This window comes from Cutibacterium modestum (genome assembly GCF_008326345.1).
GTDB lineage: Bacteria > Actinomycetota > Actinomycetes > Propionibacteriales > Propionibacteriaceae > Cutibacterium > Cutibacterium modestum.
In genome coordinates, this window is record NZ_BJEN01000001.1 from 820,335 (window position 1) to 841,721 (window position 21,387).

The 21,387-nt window shown below is 60.1% G+C and carries 24 protein-coding genes and 1 pseudogene; 9 read left to right on the plus strand and 16 right to left on the minus strand.

Translation table 11 applies throughout. The features are described from left to right. Positions 1-36: 36 nt before the first annotated feature. A complete protein-coding gene (locus F1563_RS04120) occupies positions 37-549 on the minus strand; it encodes a YflT domain-containing protein (protein ID WP_002527782.1) in 513 nt (170 codons plus the stop codon). Positions 550-651: 102 nt separating this feature from the next. Between F1563_RS04120 and F1563_RS04125 the strand changes: the two genes are divergently transcribed. From F1563_RS04125 to F1563_RS04135, 3 genes are all read left to right on the plus strand, one after another. Then, a complete protein-coding gene (locus F1563_RS04125) occupies positions 652-1,917 on the plus strand; it encodes a magnesium transporter MgtE N-terminal domain-containing protein (RefSeq protein ID WP_007433609.1) in 1,266 nt (421 codons plus the stop codon). Beyond that, the gene (locus tag F1563_RS04130; protein ID WP_002527784.1) at positions 1,910-2,425 is read left to right on the plus strand and encodes a DUF1003 domain-containing protein; all 516 of its coding nucleotides are present in this window, start codon (positions 1,910-1,912) and stop codon (positions 2,423-2,425) included. Before F1563_RS04125 ends, F1563_RS04130 begins: the two co-directional genes overlap by 8 nt. Before the next feature lie 61 nt (positions 2,426-2,486). Then, positions 2,487-3,647: an Mrp/NBP35 family ATP-binding protein gene (locus tag F1563_RS04135; RefSeq protein ID WP_002527785.1), complete on the plus strand. Its 1,161-nt coding sequence runs from the start codon at positions 2,487-2,489 to the stop codon at positions 3,645-3,647. Positions 3,648-3,732: 85 nt separating this feature from the next. Here F1563_RS04135 and F1563_RS04140 read toward each other — a convergent pair whose 3' ends face one another. Next, positions 3,733-4,146, minus strand: coding sequence for a sec-independent translocase (locus tag F1563_RS04140; protein WP_002527786.1), 414 nt, complete (start codon positions 4,144-4,146; stop codon positions 3,733-3,735). A 50-nt stretch (positions 4,147-4,196) separates the two neighbouring features. Next, positions 4,197-5,078 carry a 4-hydroxy-tetrahydrodipicolinate synthase gene (gene dapA / locus F1563_RS04145; RefSeq protein ID WP_002546508.1) on the minus strand — a complete coding sequence of 294 codons (882 nt, stop codon included), beginning with the start codon at positions 5,076-5,078 and terminating at the stop codon, positions 4,197-4,199. A gap of 69 nt (positions 5,079-5,147) precedes the next feature. On the opposite strand from dapA, the gene F1563_RS04150 reads away from it, so the two are divergent. After that, entirely contained in the window at positions 5,148-5,801 is a 654-nt protein-coding gene (locus F1563_RS04150) for an O-methyltransferase (RefSeq protein ID WP_002527788.1), read from the plus strand. 78 nt (positions 5,802-5,879) lie between these two features. Here F1563_RS04150 and glgC read toward each other — a convergent pair whose 3' ends face one another. After that, positions 5,880-7,106 carry a glucose-1-phosphate adenylyltransferase gene (glgC, locus tag F1563_RS04155; RefSeq protein ID WP_002527789.1) on the minus strand — a complete coding sequence of 409 codons (1,227 nt, stop codon included), beginning with the start codon at positions 7,104-7,106 and terminating at the stop codon, positions 5,880-5,882. A gap of 142 nt (positions 7,107-7,248) precedes the next feature. On the opposite strand from glgC, the gene glgA reads away from it, so the two are divergent. Then, positions 7,249-8,433 carry a glycogen synthase gene (gene glgA, locus F1563_RS04160; RefSeq protein WP_002527790.1) on the plus strand — a complete coding sequence of 395 codons (1,185 nt, stop codon included), beginning with the start codon at positions 7,249-7,251 and terminating at the stop codon, positions 8,431-8,433. A 64-nt stretch (positions 8,434-8,497) separates the two neighbouring features. Here glgA and F1563_RS04165 read toward each other — a convergent pair whose 3' ends face one another. The 6 genes from F1563_RS04165 to F1563_RS13490 all read right to left on the minus strand — a co-directional run bounded on the left by F1563_RS04165 (position 8,498) and on the right by F1563_RS13490 (position 10,936). Then, on the minus strand, positions 8,498-8,665 hold the full coding sequence (locus F1563_RS04165) for a DUF3117 domain-containing protein (protein ID WP_002527791.1): 168 nt from the start codon (positions 8,663-8,665) through the stop codon (positions 8,498-8,500). Positions 8,666-8,704: 39 nt separating this feature from the next. Beyond that, on the minus strand, positions 8,705-9,010 hold the full coding sequence (locus F1563_RS04170) for a DivIVA domain-containing protein (RefSeq protein ID WP_002527792.1): 306 nt from the start codon (positions 9,008-9,010) through the stop codon (positions 8,705-8,707). Next, entirely contained in the window at positions 9,010-10,113 is a 1,104-nt protein-coding gene (dapE, locus tag F1563_RS04175; protein WP_002527793.1) for a succinyl-diaminopimelate desuccinylase, read from the minus strand. The genes F1563_RS04170 and dapE overlap by 1 nt, the downstream gene beginning before the upstream one ends. 142 nt (positions 10,114-10,255) lie before the next feature. Beyond that, the gene (locus F1563_RS14730; RefSeq protein ID WP_308478889.1) at positions 10,256-10,468 is read right to left on the minus strand and encodes an ATP-binding cassette domain-containing protein; all 213 of its coding nucleotides are present in this window, start codon (positions 10,466-10,468) and stop codon (positions 10,256-10,258) included. Then, on the minus strand, positions 10,443-10,781 hold the full coding sequence (locus F1563_RS14600; protein ID WP_002527795.1) for an ATP-binding cassette domain-containing protein: 339 nt from the start codon (positions 10,779-10,781) through the stop codon (positions 10,443-10,445). Before F1563_RS14600 ends, F1563_RS14730 begins: the two co-directional genes overlap by 26 nt. Continuing rightward, a complete protein-coding gene (locus tag F1563_RS13490; protein ID WP_002527796.1) occupies positions 10,778-10,936 on the minus strand; it encodes a hypothetical protein in 159 nt (52 codons plus the stop codon). Before F1563_RS13490 ends, F1563_RS14600 begins: the two co-directional genes overlap by 4 nt. An 83-nt stretch (positions 10,937-11,019) precedes the next feature. Between F1563_RS13490 and dapD the strand changes: the two genes are divergently transcribed. Next, a complete protein-coding gene (dapD, locus tag F1563_RS04190) occupies positions 11,020-11,982 on the plus strand; it encodes a 2,3,4,5-tetrahydropyridine-2,6-dicarboxylate N-succinyltransferase (protein WP_002527797.1) in 963 nt (320 codons plus the stop codon). A 1-nt stretch (position 11,983) separates the two neighbouring features. Next, a complete protein-coding gene (locus F1563_RS04195; protein WP_276534614.1) occupies positions 11,984-12,922 on the plus strand; it encodes a hypothetical protein in 939 nt (312 codons plus the stop codon). Here the strand turns inward: F1563_RS04195 and dapC are convergent, their stop codons facing one another. The 5 genes from dapC to F1563_RS04220 form a co-directional block, all read right to left on the minus strand. Beyond that, positions 12,923-14,026, minus strand: a complete 1,104-nt coding sequence (dapC, locus tag F1563_RS04200) for a succinyldiaminopimelate transaminase (protein WP_002527799.1) — start codon at positions 14,024-14,026, stop codon at positions 12,923-12,925. It abuts the gene before it with no gap. Next, on the minus strand, positions 14,023-14,343 hold the full coding sequence (fdxA, locus tag F1563_RS04205; protein WP_002514074.1) for a ferredoxin: 321 nt from the start codon (positions 14,341-14,343) through the stop codon (positions 14,023-14,025). The genes dapC and fdxA overlap by 4 nt, the downstream gene beginning before the upstream one ends. Before the next feature lie 147 nt (positions 14,344-14,490). Continuing rightward, positions 14,491-15,912 (minus strand): NAD(P)(+) transhydrogenase (Re/Si-specific) subunit beta, encoded by a 1,422-nt coding sequence (locus tag F1563_RS04210; RefSeq protein WP_002527801.1) that lies wholly within the window; start codon positions 15,910-15,912, stop codon positions 14,491-14,493. 3 nt (positions 15,913-15,915) lie between these two features. Next, positions 15,916-17,463, minus strand: coding sequence for a Re/Si-specific NAD(P)(+) transhydrogenase subunit alpha (locus F1563_RS04215; RefSeq protein WP_002527802.1), 1,548 nt, complete (start codon positions 17,461-17,463; stop codon positions 15,916-15,918). A 131-nt stretch (positions 17,464-17,594) separates the two neighbouring features. After that, positions 17,595-18,386 (minus strand): hypothetical protein, encoded by a 792-nt coding sequence (locus F1563_RS04220; protein WP_227432025.1) that lies wholly within the window; start codon positions 18,384-18,386, stop codon positions 17,595-17,597. A gap of 128 nt (positions 18,387-18,514) precedes the next feature. On the opposite strand from F1563_RS04220, the gene F1563_RS04225 reads away from it, so the two are divergent. Together F1563_RS04225 and F1563_RS04230 are read left to right on the plus strand one after the other, a co-directional pair. After that, entirely contained in the window at positions 18,515-19,015 is a 501-nt protein-coding gene (locus F1563_RS04225) for a GNAT family N-acetyltransferase (RefSeq protein ID WP_002527804.1), read from the plus strand. 90 nt (positions 19,016-19,105) lie between these two features. Next, positions 19,106-19,609: a phosphoribosyltransferase gene (locus tag F1563_RS04230; RefSeq protein WP_002527805.1), complete on the plus strand. Its 504-nt coding sequence runs from the start codon at positions 19,106-19,108 to the stop codon at positions 19,607-19,609. Between the two features lie 26 nt (positions 19,610-19,635). Here the strand turns inward: F1563_RS04230 and F1563_RS14735 are convergent. Beyond that, positions 19,636-21,327 (minus strand): annotated as a pseudogene (locus F1563_RS14735) (dihydroxyacetone kinase family protein). Positions 21,328-21,387: the final 60 nt, after the last annotated feature.

The window sequence follows — 21,387 nt, forward strand, 5'->3', positions numbered from 1 at the left end:
CCGGGTGCACACACCGGCAGGCCTCTCTAAACAGGATCAGCCCTCGAAAGCCTTCGCCCTCATGAACGGCATATCGGATACCATCTCGCGGGCTTGCGCAGCCACCTTGTGCTCAGCGAGCACCTCATAGTGGGTAGCCACGACTTGCTGGACAGAATTGAAGTCACGCTCCCCGCCAGTCATCGAGTAGGTAATTGCGGCGGTAATCATGCCAATAACCACACCGACAATGAGTCCGGTCAGCAGCAAAGGGAAAATCGCCTCGCCTGTGGTGAAGAGCATCATCATAAGGCCAACGAGAAGGCCCATGCCGATTCCTGACACCGCGCCCTGGCCGAGAACCGACCCCCAAGTGCGACGTCCGGTAACGCGCTCAATTGTCTTGAGGTCAGTCCCGACAATGCAGAGGTTTTCGACCGGAAACTCCTTATCGGACAGCTGGTCGACAACCTTCTGGGCCGTCATGTAGTCATCGACCACAACGACCGACTGCGGGTACTCCAGATTGAAGATGGCACTCGCCCTGCCCGGGGCTACATTTAGCGTCACGGCTTCCTCCTCGATGTGGTCATTAGTTTACGGGCAGGCAACGACAGTTGCCTGCTCCCGTCCCGCGGCGTCGATGCTTGCTGTCCGGGTAGATTATGCGGGGTGAACAGGTCCCAATCGGTATTCATCTCCCGGATTCGTGGCCTTCCCGTCATGGATGCCAGTGGCGACCAGGTGGGCAAGGTCAGGGATGTTGTCGTCCAGATGCGTACTCCGGGGCGTGCCCCGCTGGTACGCGGACTCGTCGTCGAGCTATTCGCCCGTCGACGAATCTTCGTCCCCATGGTCCGAGTCCACGCGATTGACGCAGTTCAAATCATGATCTCGGGAACCGTCAACACCCGGGTGTTCTCCCGTAGAGTCTCCGAGACCCTCGTCATTGAGGACCTCTTCGACCGCACCTTCAGCCGCAATGGCACACAGGTATGGGTCATGGACGTTTCAATGGCTCCCGTGCGCAGCCGCGAGTGGGAGATTAACGAGGTGGCGCTAGCTGAATCAGGGCGCAGTCGGTTCATACGCAAGGCTCCAAGCTATCCGACCATCGTCGACTGGCGCGAAGTTCCCTCCCTTGTGCTCGCGTCCCGCCAGTCTACCGAGAGAACCGTTGCTGAGATGCAGGAGATGAAGCCAGCGGACATGGCCCGGGAGCTTCACGACATGAGCCCGCATCGCCGTGCCGAAGTCGCCATGGCTCTGGACGACGACCAGCTCGCAAACGCCATTGAGGAACTTCCCGAGGATGAGCAGGTCTCCCTCATCACCGTCCTCGATCCCGACCGCGCCGCGGACATCCTCGAAGAGATGGACCCTGACGACGCCGCCGACCTCATCAAGGAACTCCCCGATACCACCGCCCACCAGTTGCTAGCACGCATGGAACCCGATGACGCCGACGACGTCCGCTCCCTGATGGCCTATGACGAGTTCACTGCGGGAGCCATGATGACCCCTGAGCCCGTCGTCGTTGCCGCCGATGACACCGTCGCTGACGCCCTGGCCTTGGTACGTAACGAAGACATCACACCTGCCGAAGCGTCTATGGTCTTCGTGTGCCGTCCTCCCACTGAAACCCCTACCGGCCGTTATCTGGGAGCAGTGCACGTGCAACGGTTGCTGCGCGAACCTCCTTCGACGATGGTCTCAGCGATCATCGACTCCGACCTTGAGCCCATGCACACTGGCGCCCCGGTAGGCGCGGTGAGCCGCTACTTCGCTACCTATAACCTCGTCGTCGTTCCTGTCGTCAACGACGCGAACCAACTGGTTGGGGCGGTGGCCGTAGACGACCTTCTTGATCATCTGTTACCTGCCGACTGGCGCGGGGACCAGATGGATGGCGAACTCGTGGAGGTGAACCATGATTGACAGCGATCAGCGATTGCATGACGCCGACCGTCTCGATATTCCGGCGCCACGCAAGGTCAAACGTCCACGAGTCCAGCTAGACTCCGAGCAGTTCGGACAGTTCGCCGAAGCTACTGCGCGGTTCATGGGCACGGCGAAGTTCCTCGTCTATATGACCGTGATCGTGTGCAGCTGGGTCGCCTGGAACCTCGTGGCAATTTACAAGTTGCGCTTCGACCCGTACCCGTTCATCTTGCTCAACTTATTTTTCTCTACTCAGGCTTCATACTCGGCTCCCCTCATCCTGTTAGCGCAGAACCGTCAGGAGGACCGGGATCGGGTCTCGATGGCTGAAGATCGTCGGGTCGCCGCTCAATCCCGTGCCGACATGGAGTTCCTAGCCCGGGAGGTCGCATCCATTCGGATGCAGATGGGTGAGTTGGCCACTCGCGACTATTTGCGCTCAGAGCTACGCGACGAGTTGCGCTCCCTGCTTGAGGAAATCGAGGCTTCGCCCGCTTCCCCCTAACAGACCCAGTTCGCAATGGGCGAGTTGTCGCATCGGGCAAACGGTGTGTAGACAAGTCAGCATGAGCACCGAGAACCCAGTGATTGAGGCCATTGCCGACGCGTTGTCGCACGTCAATGACCCCGAGATCAAACACCCCATCACCGATCTCAACATGGTTGATGAGATCACCGTTGACAAGCAGGGACGGGCTTTCGTCCGCGTCTTGCTGACCGTCGCCGGGTGTCCCCTCAAGACCGAGCTGCGTGAGCAGGTCACCGAGGCTGTGCGCGGTGTTGACGGGGTCACCAGTGTTTCCGTCGAACTTGGCACTATGACTGACGAACAGCGCGACGCTCTCAAAGTTCAGCTGCGCGGCGGCGTCGTCGAGCGCGTCATCCCCTTCGCCCAGCCAGGAAACACCACCAAGGTCATCGCGGTCTCCTCGGGTAAAGGTGGCGTCGGCAAGTCCTCTGTCACCGTTAACCTGGCCCTGGCCCTGGCCCAGCTCGGCCGCGAGGTTGGTCTACTGGACGCCGACATCTACGGCCATTCGGTACCTGACATGCTCGGTCTGGGCGATGCCCATCCCACTCCCCTCGACGACATGCTGCTTCCGGTGCCGGGGCTTGGCATTAAGTCGATCAGCATCGGCATGATGAAGCCCAACAAGTCCGACGTCATCGCTTGGCGCGGACCGATCCTCGACCGGGCACTCACCCAGCTGCTGGCCGATGTTCACTGGGGCGACCTTGACTACCTCCTCATCGACCTTCCGCCTGGCACCGGCGACGTCGCCATGAGTCTAGGTCAGAAACTGCCCAACGCTGAGGTGCTCGTCGTCACTACCCCGCAGCAAGCCGCATCCGAGGTGGCCGAGCGTGCCGGCACGATGGCTGGAATCATGCAGCAGCGGGTGATGGGCGTCGTGGAGAACATGTCGTGGCTACAGGTCACCGCGCCAAAATCCCGCGAAACTTTCCGCGTCGATCTGTTCGGCACCGGTGGCGGCCAAAAGGCTGCCGACGCGCTATCAGAGCGTCTGGGTACAAAGATCCCGTTGCTTGGCCAGATCCCCCTCGATGTCGAACTGCGCAGTGGCGGTGACGACGGCGACCCAATCGTCTTGGCGCACCCGGAGTCCCCGGCAGCTAAGGCAATCGGCGCTCTCGCGAGCACCATTGATTCGCGTCCGCGTGGATTGGCTGGCATGAATCTTGGAGTTCAGCCGGTCGATCACTGAATGGACAGTGCCGAGAGAATCATTGACTCTCCGTAGCGTAGACGCGACGTGTGGCGGTGCTCCGGTACCGCCACACGTTGTTGTTTCAGGTAGCCTCAGTGTCAAAAGGCACCGGTTGGGTGGAATCATGGGCAGGCTCAGATGCCGTGTCCTCCGGCGTCTCTGGCAACCCCTCAGAATTGCGAATGTCCGCTAAGCCGAGGTCAAGGTCAGAGCGAACATCGGACAGATCAGACTTGATCTCATCAATATCGTTCTGCAGGCTGTCCAGGACGTACTTGCGCACAAAGTTCTGCGGCTTGAGGTCCTGGTATTCCAGATCGGCGAACTGCGGACCCAGCTCGCTACGGAGCTGATCACGCGTGTTGTTCGCGATGTTCTTGAGGTAGTGGTAAATGCGCGCCGCTTTGCGGGCCATCTCCGGCAGCTTGTCCGGCCCGAACATGAGCACAGCAATGATGATGAGTACCGCGATTTCCGCTGGACCTGCTGTGGACATGGCCTTTACCCTACCCCTGACTTCGACCTCCCAATATCACGGCGGGTTGGTCACAGCTCAGTGCGGTCTAACACATCGAAAAAAGCCTCGGCCTGCTCAGGAGTCGGCATCGTCTGGGGGGGTCGCACGTTGCCGACGTCATACCCTTGGTGAGCCAGTCCTGCCTTCACCATAGTGACCCCCTGGGCTGCAAAGACACCGGTGAGCACTGGAAGAATCTCTCGGTAAGTCGACAATGCCTCGTCAACTCGTCCGTCAAGATATGCGTCAATGACCTCGTGCATTCGGCGACCGGTGAAATGGGTTGACGTCCCGACAAGGCCAACTCCACCCACTGACAACAGCGCTGGAGTGATGGCATCGTCACCGGAGTAGTAGGCCAGGGTGGTGTTGGCCATCACTGTCGCTGACTCGACGACAAGACCTTTGGCATCCTTGACGGCCGCAATCCGCGGATGGTCGGCCAGCTCGATGAGGGTCTTCGTCTCGATCGGAGTACCGGTACGTCCCGGAATGTCGTAGAGCATGATCGGCAGGTCGGTGGCATCTGCGACAGTAGTGAAGTGTTCAATGATCCCGGCCTGCGAGGGTTTGGAGTAGTAGGGAGTGACGACAAGTAGACCGTCAGCACCGGCCTCGGCAGCCTGGTGAGCTAGTTCGACAGTGTGAGAGGTGCTATTGGTTCCGACTCCGGCAACGACCGCGGCATCCGATCCGACAGCCTCGACAACAGCCTTGACGATCTCAGTCTTCTCAGTATCAGTTGTTGTGGGGGATTCCCCCGTCGTGCCGTTGACGACAATACCGTCATTGCTTTGTTCCTCAACGAGCTTGTGCGCCAACTCGCCAGCCCGACGCAGGTCCACCGCCCCATCGGACGTCATTGGAGACACCATGGCCGTAAGCAGACGGCCAAAAACGGGAGCGGACATGCGAGACCTCCTTGTGTAGCTGATGCCCATGGTAGCCACGAGATGGCCTCAGCGGGATAGGCTGTTAGTGTGAGTCCAGCACAGCCCAGACATCAAGTCCCCGACGCCCGGTCGTGGGAGTACGCCGACGGCTTCGTCGCACCTTCCCCAGCCCTACAGGAGGCCCGCGAAGCGGCCCGCGCTGATCAGTGGGAGGTGCTCAGCAACGGCACCACCGCCCTGCTGGCCTTTTTGACGCGCACCATGCAAGCTAGCAGCGTCGTCACTATCGGCACCGACGCCGGGGTCTCAGCGCTGGCTCTCTTGGAGGGCATGAGCGATCATGGTGTCTTGACCAGCATCGACCCCGACGCTGAACGTCAGGCTGCCGCACGTAAAGTCCTTAGTCTGGCCCGTATCCGCTCTAATCAGGTGCGCCTCATCACCGGTACCCCGTTGGATGTGTTGCCCAAGCTGCGGGACGGTGCCTACGACATGGTGCTCATCAATGGTGACCGGCTTGAATACGTCGAATACGTCTCCCAGGCTCTGCGCTTATTGCGCACCGGGGGCATTGTCGTCGTTAATGACGCGCTGGCCAACAACCACGTCGCTGATCCGGACAATGAGGACGACGATACCCTCATCATCCGCGAAACCCTCGATTCGGTGCTAGAGACCGAAGAATTCACCCCGGTGCTGCTACCCGTGGGTGAAGGCTTGCTGCTGGCCACGAAGAGCTGAGCCTTCACTTCTAAGAACATAACGAATCGGCCCCCGGAAACCCTGAAGGCCGATTCGCGCGTCCTAGGAATTGTTCAATCAGTAGGGAACCGTGATTCCTTTACCGACCACCGTCACGCCACCCGGGGAGACGGTGAATCCACGAGCACGGTCATGATCATGGTCGACACCCACTTGAGCCCCATCAGGCACAATGACGTTCTTGTCGAGGATCGCACGGTGAACCGTCGCGTTAGAACCAATCTGCACATTGTTCATGATGATTGACTCATCGACACGAGCCCACCTTTCGATGCGAGCCCGCGGACCCAGTACCGTGCGGTAGATGTCGGTGCCAGAAATAATGCACCCGGCAGAAACCAGGGTGTCATCGCAGGAACCGCGCATCACGAACTTGGCACCGGGAGCCTGCTCCTGCATGGTCCAGATGGGCCAGTCAGGGTTGTATAGGTTGAACTCCGGCTCGACCGAGACCAGATCCATGTGCGCGTCGTGGTAGGCGTCGATGGTGCCCACATCCCGCCAGTAGTCGGCATCTTTCTCAGTATTACCAGGAACCTCATTATCGCGGAAGTCGTACACCTGCGCATCAGCGGCGTTGACGAATCTCGGAATGGTGTCGCCACCCATGTCGTGCCGCGAATCGGCACTGTGGGCGTCGTCGTGGAGGGCCTGCACCAAGGCCTCACGGCTGAAGATGTAGTTACCCATCGAGGCGAAAGACTCGTCCGCGGCGTCCAGCAGACCAGGTGGATCGGCCGGCTTTTCGAGGAACTCGGTGATCTTGTGGTTCTGATCGGCATCGATAATTCCGAAGGCAGAAGCGTCCTTGCGAGGCACTCGGATACCGGCAACAGTGCATCCCAACCCGGAGTCGATGTGATACTGCAGCATGGCGTCGACATCCATCCGATAAATGTTGTCAGCACCAAAGACCACGACGTAATCGGGGTTCTGGTCGTTGATGAGGTTGAGGGACTGGTAGATGGCGTCAGCACTTCCCTGATACCACCGTGGTCCAAGACGCTGCTGGGCCGGGACTGGGGTCACGTAGGAACCCAACATGGTCGACATCCGCCACGTGATGGAGATGTGACGGTCAAGCGAGTGTGACTTGTACTGGGTCAGCACAGCGATTTGAGTAAGCCCTGAGTTCGCCAGGTTGGACAGCACAAAGTCGATAAGCCGGTAAGTACCACCGAAGGGAACGGCTGGTTTGGCCCGGTCCATTGTGAGGGGCATGAGGCGTTTACCTTCGCCACCGGCGAGGACGATGGATAGAACCTTGGGACGCGTCTTTGCCATGGCTCTCAATCTACCGTCACCGAACACCTAGGTGGGCAATCATCACAAGGCCAGTCACACAATGTCAACGAGAGTTCTCGGTCTGTTGGCGGCGACGCAACCCTACTGCCCATCGAGTCTGTCTTTATGGGACGATCAAGCCATGTACGTGTCCGTCCTGACCCGTGAATACCCTCCTACTATCTATGGCGGCGCCGGCGTCCACGTCGCGCAACTCATCTCCTATCTTCGCACCCTGATTGACGTTGATGTGCAGTGCATGGGAGAGCCGCGTGAAGGAGCCACCGCTCACGCCGAGAACTATCCCGAAGGCGCCAATAGCGCGCTGCGGGCCTTCGGCGCAGACTTATCCATGGTCGATGCCATCCCGGACGCGGTTGACCTCGTTCATTCCCACACCTGGTATGCCAATCTCGCTGGCTTGCTGGCCGGCGTCTTCTACGACATCCCGCACGTCATCAGCGCTCACTCTTTGGAACCCGACCGTCCTTGGAAAGCCGAACAGCTCGGTGGGGGCTACCGGCTGTCGTCCTGGGCAGAAAAGACCGCCTACGATGCCGCAGATGCCATCATCGCGGTCTCTGAGGGCATGAGGATCGACGTACTGCGGGCCTATCCCGAACTAGATCCTGACAAGGTGCACGTGGTACGCAACGGAGTCGACACCAACGAATTCCACCCCGTCACCGAAACTGATGTGTGTCATGACATCGGAATGAACCCTGATCAGCCCTCGGTGGTCTTCGTCGGGCGCATCACACGCCAGAAAGGGCTGGTCCACCTAATGCATGCCGCTACTGAGCTCGATCCCGAGACTCAGCTCGTTCTGCTGGCCGGCGCCCCAGATACCCCAGAGATTGGAGAGGAGTTCAAAGCCGCCTTCGAGGAGGTTCGTTCCAGCCGCCGAGCACCAGTTATCTGGGTGAAGGATATGCTCCCCCGATCATCGGTTCGCCAAGTGCTCTCTGCCGCTACAGTCTTTACCTGCCCTTCGGTCTATGAGCCGCTGGGCATTGTGAATCTAGAGGCTATGGCCTGCGCTACGCCAGTAGTGGCATCTCGGGTTGGCGGTATCCCGGAAGTGGTCGTCGACGGATCGACCGGGCATCTCGTTGGTGGGGTCCCAACCGACTCATCTTCCCCAGCAGATGTCGCAACTTTCGAGTCCGCCTTCGCAACCGCTATCAATGACCTCACCCGGAACCCGGAACGCGCTAACGCTTTCGGAGCCGCTGGCCGTCAGCGCTGCATCGACGAGTTCTCCTGGGCTCGAATCGCCGAGCAAACTGTCGAGGTCTACCAGACGGCGATCAAGCGCCACAGCTGACGTCTTGTCTGACACAGTCGTGCCCGGCTCATCCCGAGCCGGGCACGGGCGTCAGTCATCTGCGTTAGCCAACGACGTCCTTGAGGCACGCAAGCAGTTCCTGGGCTTCTTCTGCGTTGAGTTCCACAACCAGCCGGCCGCCACCTTCGACTGGAACGCGCATGATGATGCCACGGCCCTCCTTCGTGACCTCCATGGGACCGTCACCGGTACGGGGCTTCATAGCTGCCATGTCACTCTTCCTCAATCCTGGGCAGTGGTGCATCTCCTATTATTCCGTATTCGGGCCCTTTCCGTCAGAGATGGGTTCATCAACGTCTGTCGAAGCGGGCCTCTGACCTGCCTCCATCTGCGCTACCAGACGATCCAAGAGCTCATCGACCTGTCGCATTGAGTAGCCTCTCGCGACCACGGCAAAGCGCGCAGCACGCAGATCGTCGGCACTCAGATCACCATCTGGGAAATCGGGAACGGGGCGATCATCAACGACGGCCGGCACCTGCCCAAATTTTCCCGAGGCTGCCAGCACAGCTAGCCCGATGATGACGATGACGCCCCCGCACAGTACCCACACCATCACGACTCTCCTTCGTCTCGTGAACCCTCACATAGCCAGGACGCCAGTGCCCGGGCACAGTCGTCAAGGCTAGACATCTTGCAGCACTCATCGGCCTTGTGGGCGTACATGGCGTCACCGGGGCCGAAGTTAAGGGCTGGGTGCCCCATCTCGAAAAATCGTGCCACATCTGTCCAGCCGTATTTTGGCATCGGCGTCGTCCCGACCGAACGAGCAAAGGACTGGGCCAGCGGCTGGTCGAGGCCTGGTCGAGCCGGGGAGGACAGGTCCAGGACGTCCATCCGCCACTCAGCGAACATGGTGCGCATCAGCTGCTCGGCCTGCTGAGCGGTCTTATCCGGGGCGAATCGATAGTTGATCTGTACGGTGGCCTCGGGAGGCACAACATTTCCGGCCAACCCTCCCTGCACCATCGTCGCGTTTAGGCCCTCGCGATACGTCAACCCGTCAACCTCAACGAGATGGTCGGCGCCGTCTTGCCAGTCCGACAAGATGTGCAGGATTGGCAGCAGATCGTGAATGGCGTTGTGACCGGCCCATGAGCGAGCCGAATGGGCGGCCTGCCCCTCTGTCGTTAGGGTGAAACGCATCGTTCCTTGGCAGCCCCCCTCGATGATGGCGCCCGTGGGCTCCATGAGGATAGCTAAGTCACAATCAAGCAGGCTGGGATCGTGGGATCGTAAGCTGAGTAAGCCATTGTGCTCTGCGGCGATTTCTTCGGCCTCGTAGAACACCCAGGTGACGTCTCGCTTGGGAGAGGCTAGGGTCGCCGCAAGATGCAAAGCAACGGCCACTCCCCCTTTCATGTCGCAGGTTCCCCGACCGACAAGGTAGTCGCCGTCATCACGGGTTTCGACATGGCTGGGAAGGTTGTCTGACACCGGCACGGTATCGAGGTGGCCAGCAACGAGGACCCGAGAATCCCGACCGAGATTCGTCGCCGCGACGATCGAGTTGCTGACTCTGGTGACCGTTAGATGATCGAACTGACGCAAAGCCGCTTCGACGGCGTCAGCAAGCTCCTCCTCGTGGAGGCTTTCAGAGCGGATGTCCACGATGTCGCGAAACAGAACGTGAAGGTCGCCAGCAAGGTCGAGTTGCATGGCCTTCACTGTACTGAAGTTCGCCTCAGCGCCGGCGCAGGAGGCGTCTCGCCGCACCGCGCAACTGGGAGCTAGCACCCCCCAAAAAAATCCTCCGCTTCTTGCGAGCGGCAATTAGTTGTCGGCTTGTGTTCGGTGGCCTCTAAGAGGACGCCGTCGGCTCATCGGTTAGAACTATCTGTGGGTCGTGGTGTAATGCGGCCACAATGGCCACCCGCTGACGCTCACCACCCGACAAATCCCCTGGGTACGCATTCACGTAATCGGTGATCTTGAGTGATTCCAACAACTCATCCCGACGCGCACGGTCCAGTGGGCAACGATCCACCCTACCCGTGCAGCACAAATTGATCACCAACGGTGAGGAAAGGCACCAGTCCGGAAGCCTGCAGGACGAACCCGAGCTTGGTAAACCTCATTCGGGCGCGTTTCTTCTCAGGCAGGCCAGAGAAGGGTTCCTCATCGATGAGCACCTCACCAGTACTCGGCGTACGCAGGCCACCCATGACCGTCAGCAAGGTAGATTTTCCTGGCCCTGAGGGCCAAGGATCCCGACGAACTCCCCGGGGGAACAGGTACAGATCGGTTCGCGCAAGGGCCTGGATGGTTTCATCACCATCGTTGAACTGCTTGGACACGCCATCGAGACGCAACACCGAGGCCGTCACGAGATCGCCTCCACAGGATCGATGCCAGAAATAACCTTAACTGAGAGCAAACCGCCAACCACGGAGAACAAGGCAAAGCCGCCGTGACGACGCCACAGAGCCACCACGCGAAGCCGTCCGCGCTGATGACGAATCTCCCGCAGGGCCAAGAACACAGGCGGCACCTTTCCACAGTCTGTTCAGCCTAGCGGACCTGTGACAGCCCAAGGCGTCTCACCATACAACTAGACTCGTGGCCATGACGCAGACGACGACTCCGCAGACCGCCTCGGCCGGCCGTCAGGCCTGGGGATGGGGTTTGGCCACTGTCCATGAGGACGGAGAGGTACTGGATACCTGGTACCCCGAGCCTCAACTTGGCTCCCCCGACGGCTCCCCCGCCCCTGCTGATCTGCACCGCGTGACTGAAGCCGGTCGTGACGCTATCCGCAATGTCCACACCGAGGTGGTGCGCACCGTCGTCGACCTCGACGCCGCACCCGTCGACGTTCCTGACGCATATCTACGCCTGCACCTCCTGTCGTCCCGCCTAGCTACCCCTCGTACTATTAACCTGGATGGTATCTTCGGTGTGCTCCCCAACAATGCCTGGACGACCATCGGCCCGATCCGCATGGTCGATCTTGAGGCGGCCCGCATGGAGGCACGCATCGCCCATGCCCCCTTCTCCGTCCTTCTGGTCGACAAATTCCCGCGCATGGTGGACTTTGTCGTCCCTGCTGGGGTGCGCATCGGTGACGCCGACCGGGTCCGTCTGGGAGCCCATCTGGCCGAGGGAACCACCGTCATGCACGAAGGATTCGTTAACTTCAACGCCGGCACCCTGGGCCACTCCATGGTCGAAGGACGTATCAGCCAGGGTGTGGTCGTCGGGGATGGCACCGATGTCGGAGGCGGCGCCTCCATCATGGGAACCCTGTCTGGCGGCGGCAAGGAACAGGTGACTATTGGTCGCGGCTGCCTGCTTGGCGCTGAGGCCGGAATCGGCATTTCCCTGGGCGACAACTGTGTCGTCGAAGCTGGTCTCTACATCACGGCAGGCACCAAGGTGACGCTGCCTGACGGCAAGGTTGTCAAGGCCTCTGAACTGTCCGGCACCAGCGACATCCTCTACATTCGTGATTCAATGACGGGGGCCGTCAAGGCTCTCGGCCGTGGTAATCACAAGATCGAACTCAACTCAGATTTGCATCAGAACTGACATGACGAAGTCGTCCCCCCGCCGGCCCCGCCCTGCCACCACGCGACAACGACGTAAACGTCGGTCTGCCAACCCTGCAAGGTCGATTGCCGCCCTCGTGGTGGTATTGGCAATCCTGTCCGGGCTCGGTTGGGGAGGCTATAAGGTATGGAAAGCTGTTGACCCCTTTGCCACGATAGAGCCTGAGGGCTGCCGAGTGACGGTCTCGGGCCAATCCTACGACCTCGATTTAGAACAATCCCAGAACGCTGCCATCATCACTGCCGAGTCAATTCGCCGTGACCTTCCGGCTCACGCAGCCACCATCGCTCTGGCGACGGCTATGCAAGAATCGAAGCTGCGCAATATTGACTACGGGGATCGCGACTCCCTCGGGTTGTTTCAACAGCGCCCCTCCCAGGGATGGGGAACTGCCAAACAGATCATGGATCCGTGGTATTCGTCAGGAAAATTTTACGAAGAGCTGGTGAAGTTCGGCAACTGGAAGACTATCAGTGTCAGTGACGCCGCCCAGCAAGTGCAGCGATCCAGATACCCCGAGGCCTATCGTAAGCACGAGCCGCTAGCGAAAGCATGGGCCTCAGCACTCACAGGCCAATCCCCCTCGGCACTGACCTGCATCAACAGGTCCTCGGAGACGACGACCGTCCAAAAACTCGCCGACACAGCACGCAAGGGACTTGCATCCAAAGTCGTCACCCACACAACCGGATCGACGGTGACATTCACCGCCACTGACCCGGTGCTCGTCCGCGCGGCAGTGGCATTGACGATGGCAAGCACGAACCTTGGGCCAGTCGATCGCGCAACGGTCGCAACGATGAGTTGGAAGGCAAATTCCGAGCACTACGCCTCATGGGGTGCAGCCTCTGGCCCCTCAGCGAGCCCAGCCGCCAGCGGAACGAGCCGGGTCTCCGGCACCGTGACCGCTCGGAGTTAATCAGGCTATTAGCCGCTGGGCGGCGGCGTCAATCCTCTCGTCGGTGGCCGTCAGCCCGATGCGGACATGATCGGAACTACCGTCAACGTAGAAATCGCCAGGAGAGCAAAGGATACCCAGATTGGCGAGTCGATCAAGGGTGACCCGGCAATCCTCGTCATGAGTGGCCCACAAATACAGCGACCCCTCAGAGCAGTCGATGCGGAAACCAGCCTTCTCCAAAGCTGACTTCAGCACACCGCGACGCAGTTGATACCGCTTGACTTGCTCTAGGACATGGGAACGATCTGCTAGGGCAGCCTGCATTGCGGCCACGACCGGAGCTGGAATCATGAGTCCCGAGTGCTTGCGCACAGTGAGCAACTCGCTGGTCAACTCAGCATCCCCAACGACAAACCCTGCACGATAACCGGCCATATTCGAACGTTTGGACATCGACAGACAGGCCAGCAAGCCGGTGACATCACCGCCATTGGCCCTCTCATCAAGGACTGAAACCGACTCCCCGTCCCAAACGAACTCGCCATAACACTCGTCAGAGACCAAGACAGCTCCCGTGCTGCGCGCCAGGTCCACCCATGCCCTCATCTCGTCAAGGTCGAGGACGCGACCTGACGGGTTGGCCGGGGAATTAATCCAGATAAGATCAGGCGTGACGCCGACCTCGCCGGGCTCATCAACGGCGACGATCTTGGCTCCAGCAAGCTGTGCACCAACCCGGTAGGTCGGATAGGCGCACGCCGGGATGACAACAGTCGAGTCTGGGCCCAGACCAAGCTGGCTAGGCATGGAAGCCACCAATTCCTTCGTCCCGATGACCGGCAGAACGCTAGCCTCGTCAAGACTGGCGGGCGCACCCCAGACTTGCTTCATGTGGTCCAAGATTCCGGCTCGCAGAGCAGGTGTCCCCCACACTTGTGGGTAACCGGGAGCGTCACCAGCCGTCGTGAGCGCCTCGGTGACAACGTCCGGGGTCGGATCGACCGGTGTGCCCACTGACAGATCGACGATGCCGTCGGGATGGGATTCAGCCTTGCGCCTGGCTTCGGCGATGGTGTCCCAAGGAAAGGTGGGCAGACTGGCGGGGACGTTACGGCGGCTCATTCGCCCTGCGGAGGCAAAGCTTCGACGGCCGGATGGTCTTTGTGAGTCGGTCCAAGCCGTGCAGCACCGCCCGGGGATCCCAGCTCGTTGAAGAACTCGGCGTTAATGTCGAGGAATTTCTCCTGATCGCCGGGTAGGTCATCCTCGTAGTAGATGGCCTCGACGGGGCACACGGGCTCGCAGGCGCCGCAGTCCACGCACTCCTCAGGGTGAATATAGAGACTGCGCTCACCCTCGTAAATGCAGTCGACGGGACACTCCTCGACGCAGGCACGATCCTTGACGTCCACGCAGGGCAGACCGATGACGTAGGTCACGTCTTCTCCTTGTTCCGGCCCTAACAAGGGGCCTGATAGACATTCACCGTCATCATAGTGCCGCCTCATGACATCCGCCCCCACCATGCGTCGACGCCCACGACCGTCAGTCAGTCGCAGGCGTCGACACCAGGTTGCACACGAATCTCAGAGAGCAGCCACCAACGCGTCGACACTGGCCTTCGCGTCACCGAAGAGCATCCGCGTGTTATCGGCGAAGAACAACGGGTTCTCCACACCGGCATATCCGGGCTTCATGGAACGCTTGAAGACAACCACCTCATGGCCCTCCCAGACGTGCAGCACTGGCATACCCGAAATCGGAGTACCAGGATCCATGGCGGCCGGGTTGACCGTGTCATTGGCCCCAATGACCAGGACGACGTCGGCGTCAGCGAAGTCGTCGTTGATCTCGTCCATCTCCATGACGATGTCGTAGGGGACGTGGGCCTCAGCAAGCAGCACGTTCATGTGACCAGGCAGACGACCGGCCACCGGGTGGATCGCAAATTTAACATCCACACCCTTGTCGCGCAGCTTTTTGGCGAGCTCGGCGACCGGGTATTGGGCCTGAGCCACGGCCATGCCGTATCCGGGAGCAATGATGACCGAGGAAGCGTCAGACAGCTGGGTAGCCAACTCGTCAGCCTTGATCTCAGTGATCTCACCTGCAGGTCCCCCGCCCTCGACCGCCGGGGCATCACCAAAGCCACCAAGGATGACCGAAACGAAAGACCGGTTCATGGCCTTACACATGATGTAGGATAGGATAGCACCGGAGAAACCGACGAGAGCACCGGTGACGATAAGCACCGGTATGTGCAAGCTGAATCCGGAAAAGGCGGCTGCCCAACCGGAATAGCTGTTCAGCATCGAGATGACGACCGGCATATCCGCGCCACCGATAGCGGCGACGAGGTGGAAGCCGAGGAATAGCGAAGCCAGGGTCAATAGCGCCAGCGGCAGCCACGCGATGCCACCGGAAACATTGGAGAACCAGATGCCGCAGGCAATGATGACGACCAGCAGACCGAGATTGATCCAGTTACGACCTGGCAAGGTCAGCGGCTTCGAAGCGATTTTGCCCGAGAGTTTTCCCCAGGCAACCAGCGATCCCGTGAAGGTAAGGGCACCGATGAAGATGCCGATCCAAATTTCGGAAAGCTGGAAGGTGCTAGCACCGGTTCCGTCTTCAGCAAAGGCGTTGAAACCGATGAGGACAGCGGCCAGTCCGACGAAGGAGTGCAGCTGGGCAATAAGCTCAGGCATGCCGGTCATCTCAACCTTAAGGGCCTTCCACACACCGAATGCGCCGCCGATAAGCATCGGTATGAAGAGCAGAACCACGGATACCGGCGAATATCCCGGTAGCTTCACCAGAACGACGATCGTCGCGACAATTGCGATGACCATGCCGAGAATGCCATAGGCATTGCCCTTTTTAGAGGTCTCGAATTTGGACAGACCGGCCAGGGCAAAAATGAACAGTAGGCCCGCGACAATGAAGGATGCGTTGACGAAGTTCACCAACGACCCGGCTAGCGGGGCAATAAGAAGTGTTGTCGTCATAGATCAGGCCTTCCTGAACATCTTGAGCATGCGCTGAGTGACCGTAAAACCGCCGAAGATGTTGATACTGGCAATGAGCACAGTCAACGCGGCGACAATTCGGATACCCCACGATTCACTGCCGAGCTGGGTGATGGCACCAACGATGATGATGCCGCTGATAGCGTTCGTGACGCTCATAAGCGGGGTATGGAGTGCGTGGGTAACGTTCCATACCACGTAGTAACCAACGACGACCGCGATGGCGAAGGTGCCGAACAGAGCGACGAATTCCATCGGGGAGAAGGTCAGCAGGGCGATCAGTGCGATCGACAGTACTGCGACGATGCCAAAAGTTTGCGGCCACGGGCGCGCTTTCTTCTCCGGAGTAGCCGGGACACTAGCAGTATCGGCCTTGGCGACCGGCTTGGGAGCAGCGGCAACCTGTACCGGAGGAGGCGGGAACGCCACCTGACCTTCGTGGCACACCGTCATGGTGCGGACGACCTCGTCGTCAAAGTTGAGAACGAGCTCGCCGTTCTTTTCTGGGGTGGCCAGCTTGAGCAGGTTGACGAGGTTCGTGCCATAAAGCTGGCTGGCTTGACCAGGCAGACGAGACGGTAGGTCGGTGTAGCCGATGATCGTCACACCATTGTCGGTAACATAGGACTCCCCTGGACGGGTCAGTTCACAGTTGCCGCCACCCAGGGCAGCAAGGTCAACAATGACGCTGCCGGGCTTCATTGCGGCGACCATCTCGGCAGTGATGAGTTGGGGGGAAGGCTTGCCAGGGATGGCGGCCGTCGTGATGATGACGTCGTCCTTGCCCGCCTGCTCCATGTATAGCTCGGCGGCGCGGGCGTTGTAGTCGTCACTCGTTTCCTTGGCATAGCCGTCAGAGCTGACGCCCTGGTCAGAATCTCCGGTTCGCACGTGCAAGAAGGTGGCACCCATCGACTGAACCTGCTCGGCGGTCTCGGGACGGACGTCGGTGGCGTAAACCTCGGCGCCCATCGAATTAGCGGCGCCCAGTGCGGCAAGACCGGCCACGCCGGTACCGATGACGAAGACCTTGGCCGGCGGAACCTTACCTGCTGCAGTAACTTGGCCACCAAAGGTGCGACCGTAGGCGAAGGCAGCCTCGATGACGGCCCGGTAACCGGAAATATTGGCCATCGAGGACAGCGCGTCCATCGACTGGGCGCGAGAGATGCGCGGAACCATGTCCATGCTAAGACCCGTGACCCCAGCCGCGGCCAGCTTCTCGGTGAGGGCAAGGTCCTGGCGGGGATGGAGGAAGGTGACGAGGACAGCTCCTGCACGCATGAGGGCAATCTGGTCGTCGGTGGGCTCGTTGACGGCCAGCACAAGGTCGGCCTCCCACGCCTCCCCCGGTTCAACAATCCTGGCTCCGGCCTCTTCATACGCGCGGTCGGGCAGAGCGGCATGCTCGCCAGCTCCGGACTCGACGACCACCTCGTAGCCGAGTTTGAGTAGGGTGGGAACGGTCGTCGGAGTCGCGGCGACCCGATTCTCACCCGGGAGTGACTCCCGTGGGATTCCGATGATCATGATGGTGACTTTACGGCCAAACGTCCTTGCTCACGACACCGGGGTTGCACGTTTCCCCATGTTGATGGCCATCCCGGATGAATAATGGGGCACCACCGATCGGCGGCGCCCCATCACATCATCGAGGTGAATCAGTTGTCCGGGTAAGGCCCATTCGGGCCAGGGGCCGGATTCCAAGGCTGCTGCTGTGCGGGAGGCTGACCCGACTGGCCCTGAGGCGGATCAGCCGGGAATCCGGGTTGCCCGTAACCAGCAGTACCAGACGTCCCCCTCACAGAGAGAACGAGTTGCCAAATCTGCGCAGCAGCGGTCAGCAACACAACAACGAGGAACAACCACGCTCCCGGACGTGACCCCTCGTATCCCGGAACATCCTGTCCCGACGCATTGATAACGCCCCAGATCATAAGTAAGAGGACCACCCCTGCCATCACGGAAAGGATGATCTCGTAGGTGCGTGATACCAGCTGATCGGCAACCATCGCAATAACGGCCATAATGAGGTACGCCAACAGCACGATGACCGTCAGCCACACCCTCGCGTTCCAACCACCGGACAAGGGCGCCGAGTTATCGTACTGGTACGAGAAACTCTTGATAATCGCGAGGCCATTGAGGGACGTCTTCACGCCATCCTTGAAATCTCCGATCCATGGCAGCAAGAGCATCAGGAAGCTCAGCACCAGCCCCACGACAACCGTGACGCGACGCACATTGCCCATCGCGCCTCGGATCACTCCGAGGATGGGATCAGGCTGTTTCGGCCCTTGCGACGCATGCCCCTGTTGAAGCGGCATCTGCTGCGGGTAGGCGGGGCCTGGCCCCTGAGGCGGATGCCCCTGCCCCTGCGGAGGGAACGGCCCCGGCTGCGGGGGCATCGACTGACCCTCCGATAGACCTTGGGGAGGTGTGTTTTCCGTCATCCTTCAACCTCTTTCACTGACTGTTGATCGTTGCCGCAACTGCCGGACACAACGGTGAGCCGCGAATGGGGAGTGTCCCATTGGGCAGATTCCCATCAAGAACCCGCGTTGCCATTACCTTATCGTTTATGAACGTCAACATCCGGGCCATGGAGGAGCGTGACCTTCCAACGGCCAGCCGCATCTATAACCAAAGCGCGGTGGCGACCACCTACTCCTACACTTTGGTCGACACCAAGGTGGAGGATCGGCTGTCCTGGTGGCACGAACTAGTGGCCGATGGCAGACCGGTCCTCGTCGCAGAGGTCGACGAGACGATGGCAGGGTACGCCACTTACCACCGTTTCCGCGGGGGCGGCGGGTACGACGTCACGGCGGAGGTGACGATCTGGCTCGACGCCCCGGCACGGGGACGAGGAGTGGGACGCAAACTTATGGCCGAGCTCATCCGCCACGCCCGCGCAGATCACCATTTGCACAATCTTCTGGCGGTGATCGATTCGCAGAACGAGCGCAGCATCGGTTTCCACTCGGCGATGGGCTTCACCGAGGTCGGACGACTACCGCACATCGCGTACAAGCTGGGCGACTGGCGCACGGCGGTATTCATGCAACTGACTGTTGACTGAACTTTGTCGGCCAGGGTGTCGTCGATCGTGACCCACCGCGAGACACACGCCGGAGCACAGTGTTCATCAGGACCTCGCTAAGGTTGCTCTATGACCGCGTACCATGCTGACGCCAGTGATCTTGAGGGCAAGGAAATCCTCACCTGGGAGATCTTTGGTGATGCCACCGACGAACTAGCTACCCAAATCCATCATTCAGGGTTCGATCCCGAGATCCTTATTGCCGTGGCGCGCGGTGGCATGATCCCTGGCGGAGCCCTCACGTATTCCCTCGGGGTCAAACTCACCGACGCCATCAACGTCGAGTTCTACACAGACGTCCAAGAGACCCTCCCCGATCCCCTCCTATTGGCCCCGATGCTCGACACTGACTCCATCAGGAACAAGCGAATTCTGATCGTTGACGACGTCGTTGATTCTGGGCGCACCTTGGCCTTGGTACTCGAATTGCTACGCGGCTTTGGAGCCGACGTCCGCTCGGCGGTGCTCTACGCCAAGCCCACGACCATCATCCATCCAGATTTCGTGTGGAAGGCCACAGATAAGTGGATCGTATTCCCTTGGAGTGCGAAGCCTCCGGTCGGTCAACGCTAAGCGCGAGGCCCCTCGGTCAACGCTCGCTACGACAAGACGGTTCCGACCGCAACGACCACCTCATGGAAGGACACTGCACCCGGATCAGGCGTTCCCAACGACTTCTCCCCCAACGGGCGCGCCCGACCGACCTTGGCTATCACTTCGGAAGTCGCCTGGGCTGCCGCGCCGGCGGCACGACATGCCGAATCCCACGCCTGCGGCAGCCGGTTCGAAGACGACTCGAGGGTTGTCACGAAGGGGGCCATAGCGTCGACCATCGTCTTGTCACCGATTTTGGCCCCACCCAACCGGGTGACGGCGTTGAGGGCTGCTCCGGCTGCCTGACGAATAGCGTCGTCGCCTACTGGGTCTTCGTCACCAAGTACCGCTCCGAACGCGGTCAACGCTGCTCCCCACAGCGCACCTGAGGTCCCGCCGGCATGCTCAGACCATGCCGAGCCAGCCGCATTAAGGGTGGTTGCCGCGCCGGCGCCTTCCTCTCTTACCCGCCGCGCCTCGGCTAGGGCAGCCTGGGACCCACGTGCCATTCCGATACCGTGGTCACCGTCACCAGCCACCGAATCGAGACGGCCCAACTCGCTGCTGCGCTCCGACAACCTCATCGCCACCTCGTCCAGAGCCTTGACAATGACATCCGCAACATCTTGGGAAGCCGGGGATCCCGGATTAGCGACCATGACTTGCTCTGCCTTCTGAGACAACGGCGTGGTGTCAAGATCGACCTGACTGGCGGCTCTGCGACGATACGCAGGGGTGTCGCATGCCGCCAACCACAGCGGCTCGATGACCTCGTCGAGCCACACGAGGGACAGGGAAACCCCGGCCATGTCGAGGCTGGTGACGAATTCTCCTACCTGTGGATCAACAATCGTCAAGCCTGCTTCCTCGAGATGACGACTGATGTCATTCCACAGCACGAAGAGTTCCTCATACTTGGTACTACCCAACCCATTGACGATCGGAACCACTCGAGTTCCGGGGTTCTCGGGCTGATCGGCCAGCAAGCCGTTGACGAGCATGGCCGCAACCTCGTCTGCGGCGCCCAGGGTCTCGTCGTGGATTCCGGGCTCACCGTGGATCCCCATGCCCACGCCCATCTAGCCCGGCTCAACCCGAAACAGCGGCTCATCGGCTCCCGGCAAGGTGCAGCCTGCAAAGGCGACCCCGAGAGAACGAGTACGATCGTTAACCCGGTTAAATACCGCGACGACCTCGTCAATGTCCCGGCCTTCCTCGCAGGCCGCCGCTGTGACCTTGAAGACCGGCAGGTCGCCAGCGATACCACGACGTTTGAGCTGGCTCTGCGCCGAAGCGATGTCATCAGTAACGAGTAGACAACGAGCGTCGATTCCCTCACTACGAAGCCGCTCTGCTGCCTGTCCAAAGTGCAGAACGTCGCCGGCGTAGTTGCCAAAACCGATGAGCACTCCAGCACCACGGTCAGCAGCCTTGCACACCGCATAAGTCTGGGAAGCCGAGGGGGAAGAAAAGATATTCCCGCATACGGCACCATCGGCAAAGCCGGGACCAACCCAGCCTGCAAAGGCCGGGTAGTGCCCCGATCCCCCACCAACGACGAGTGCGACCTTGCGGTCGGTACGGGCAGCACGAACAACTCCCCCAAATACCGGCCTCACATGGTTCGGGAACGCACTGACAAGCCCGGTGACCGCCTGAGACGGGAAACCATCGGGATTATTCACAAGTCGGGTCATAACTGGGTCTCCTATCATCATCGATGGTGTTTTTCCCACATCACATGATAATTAACGCTT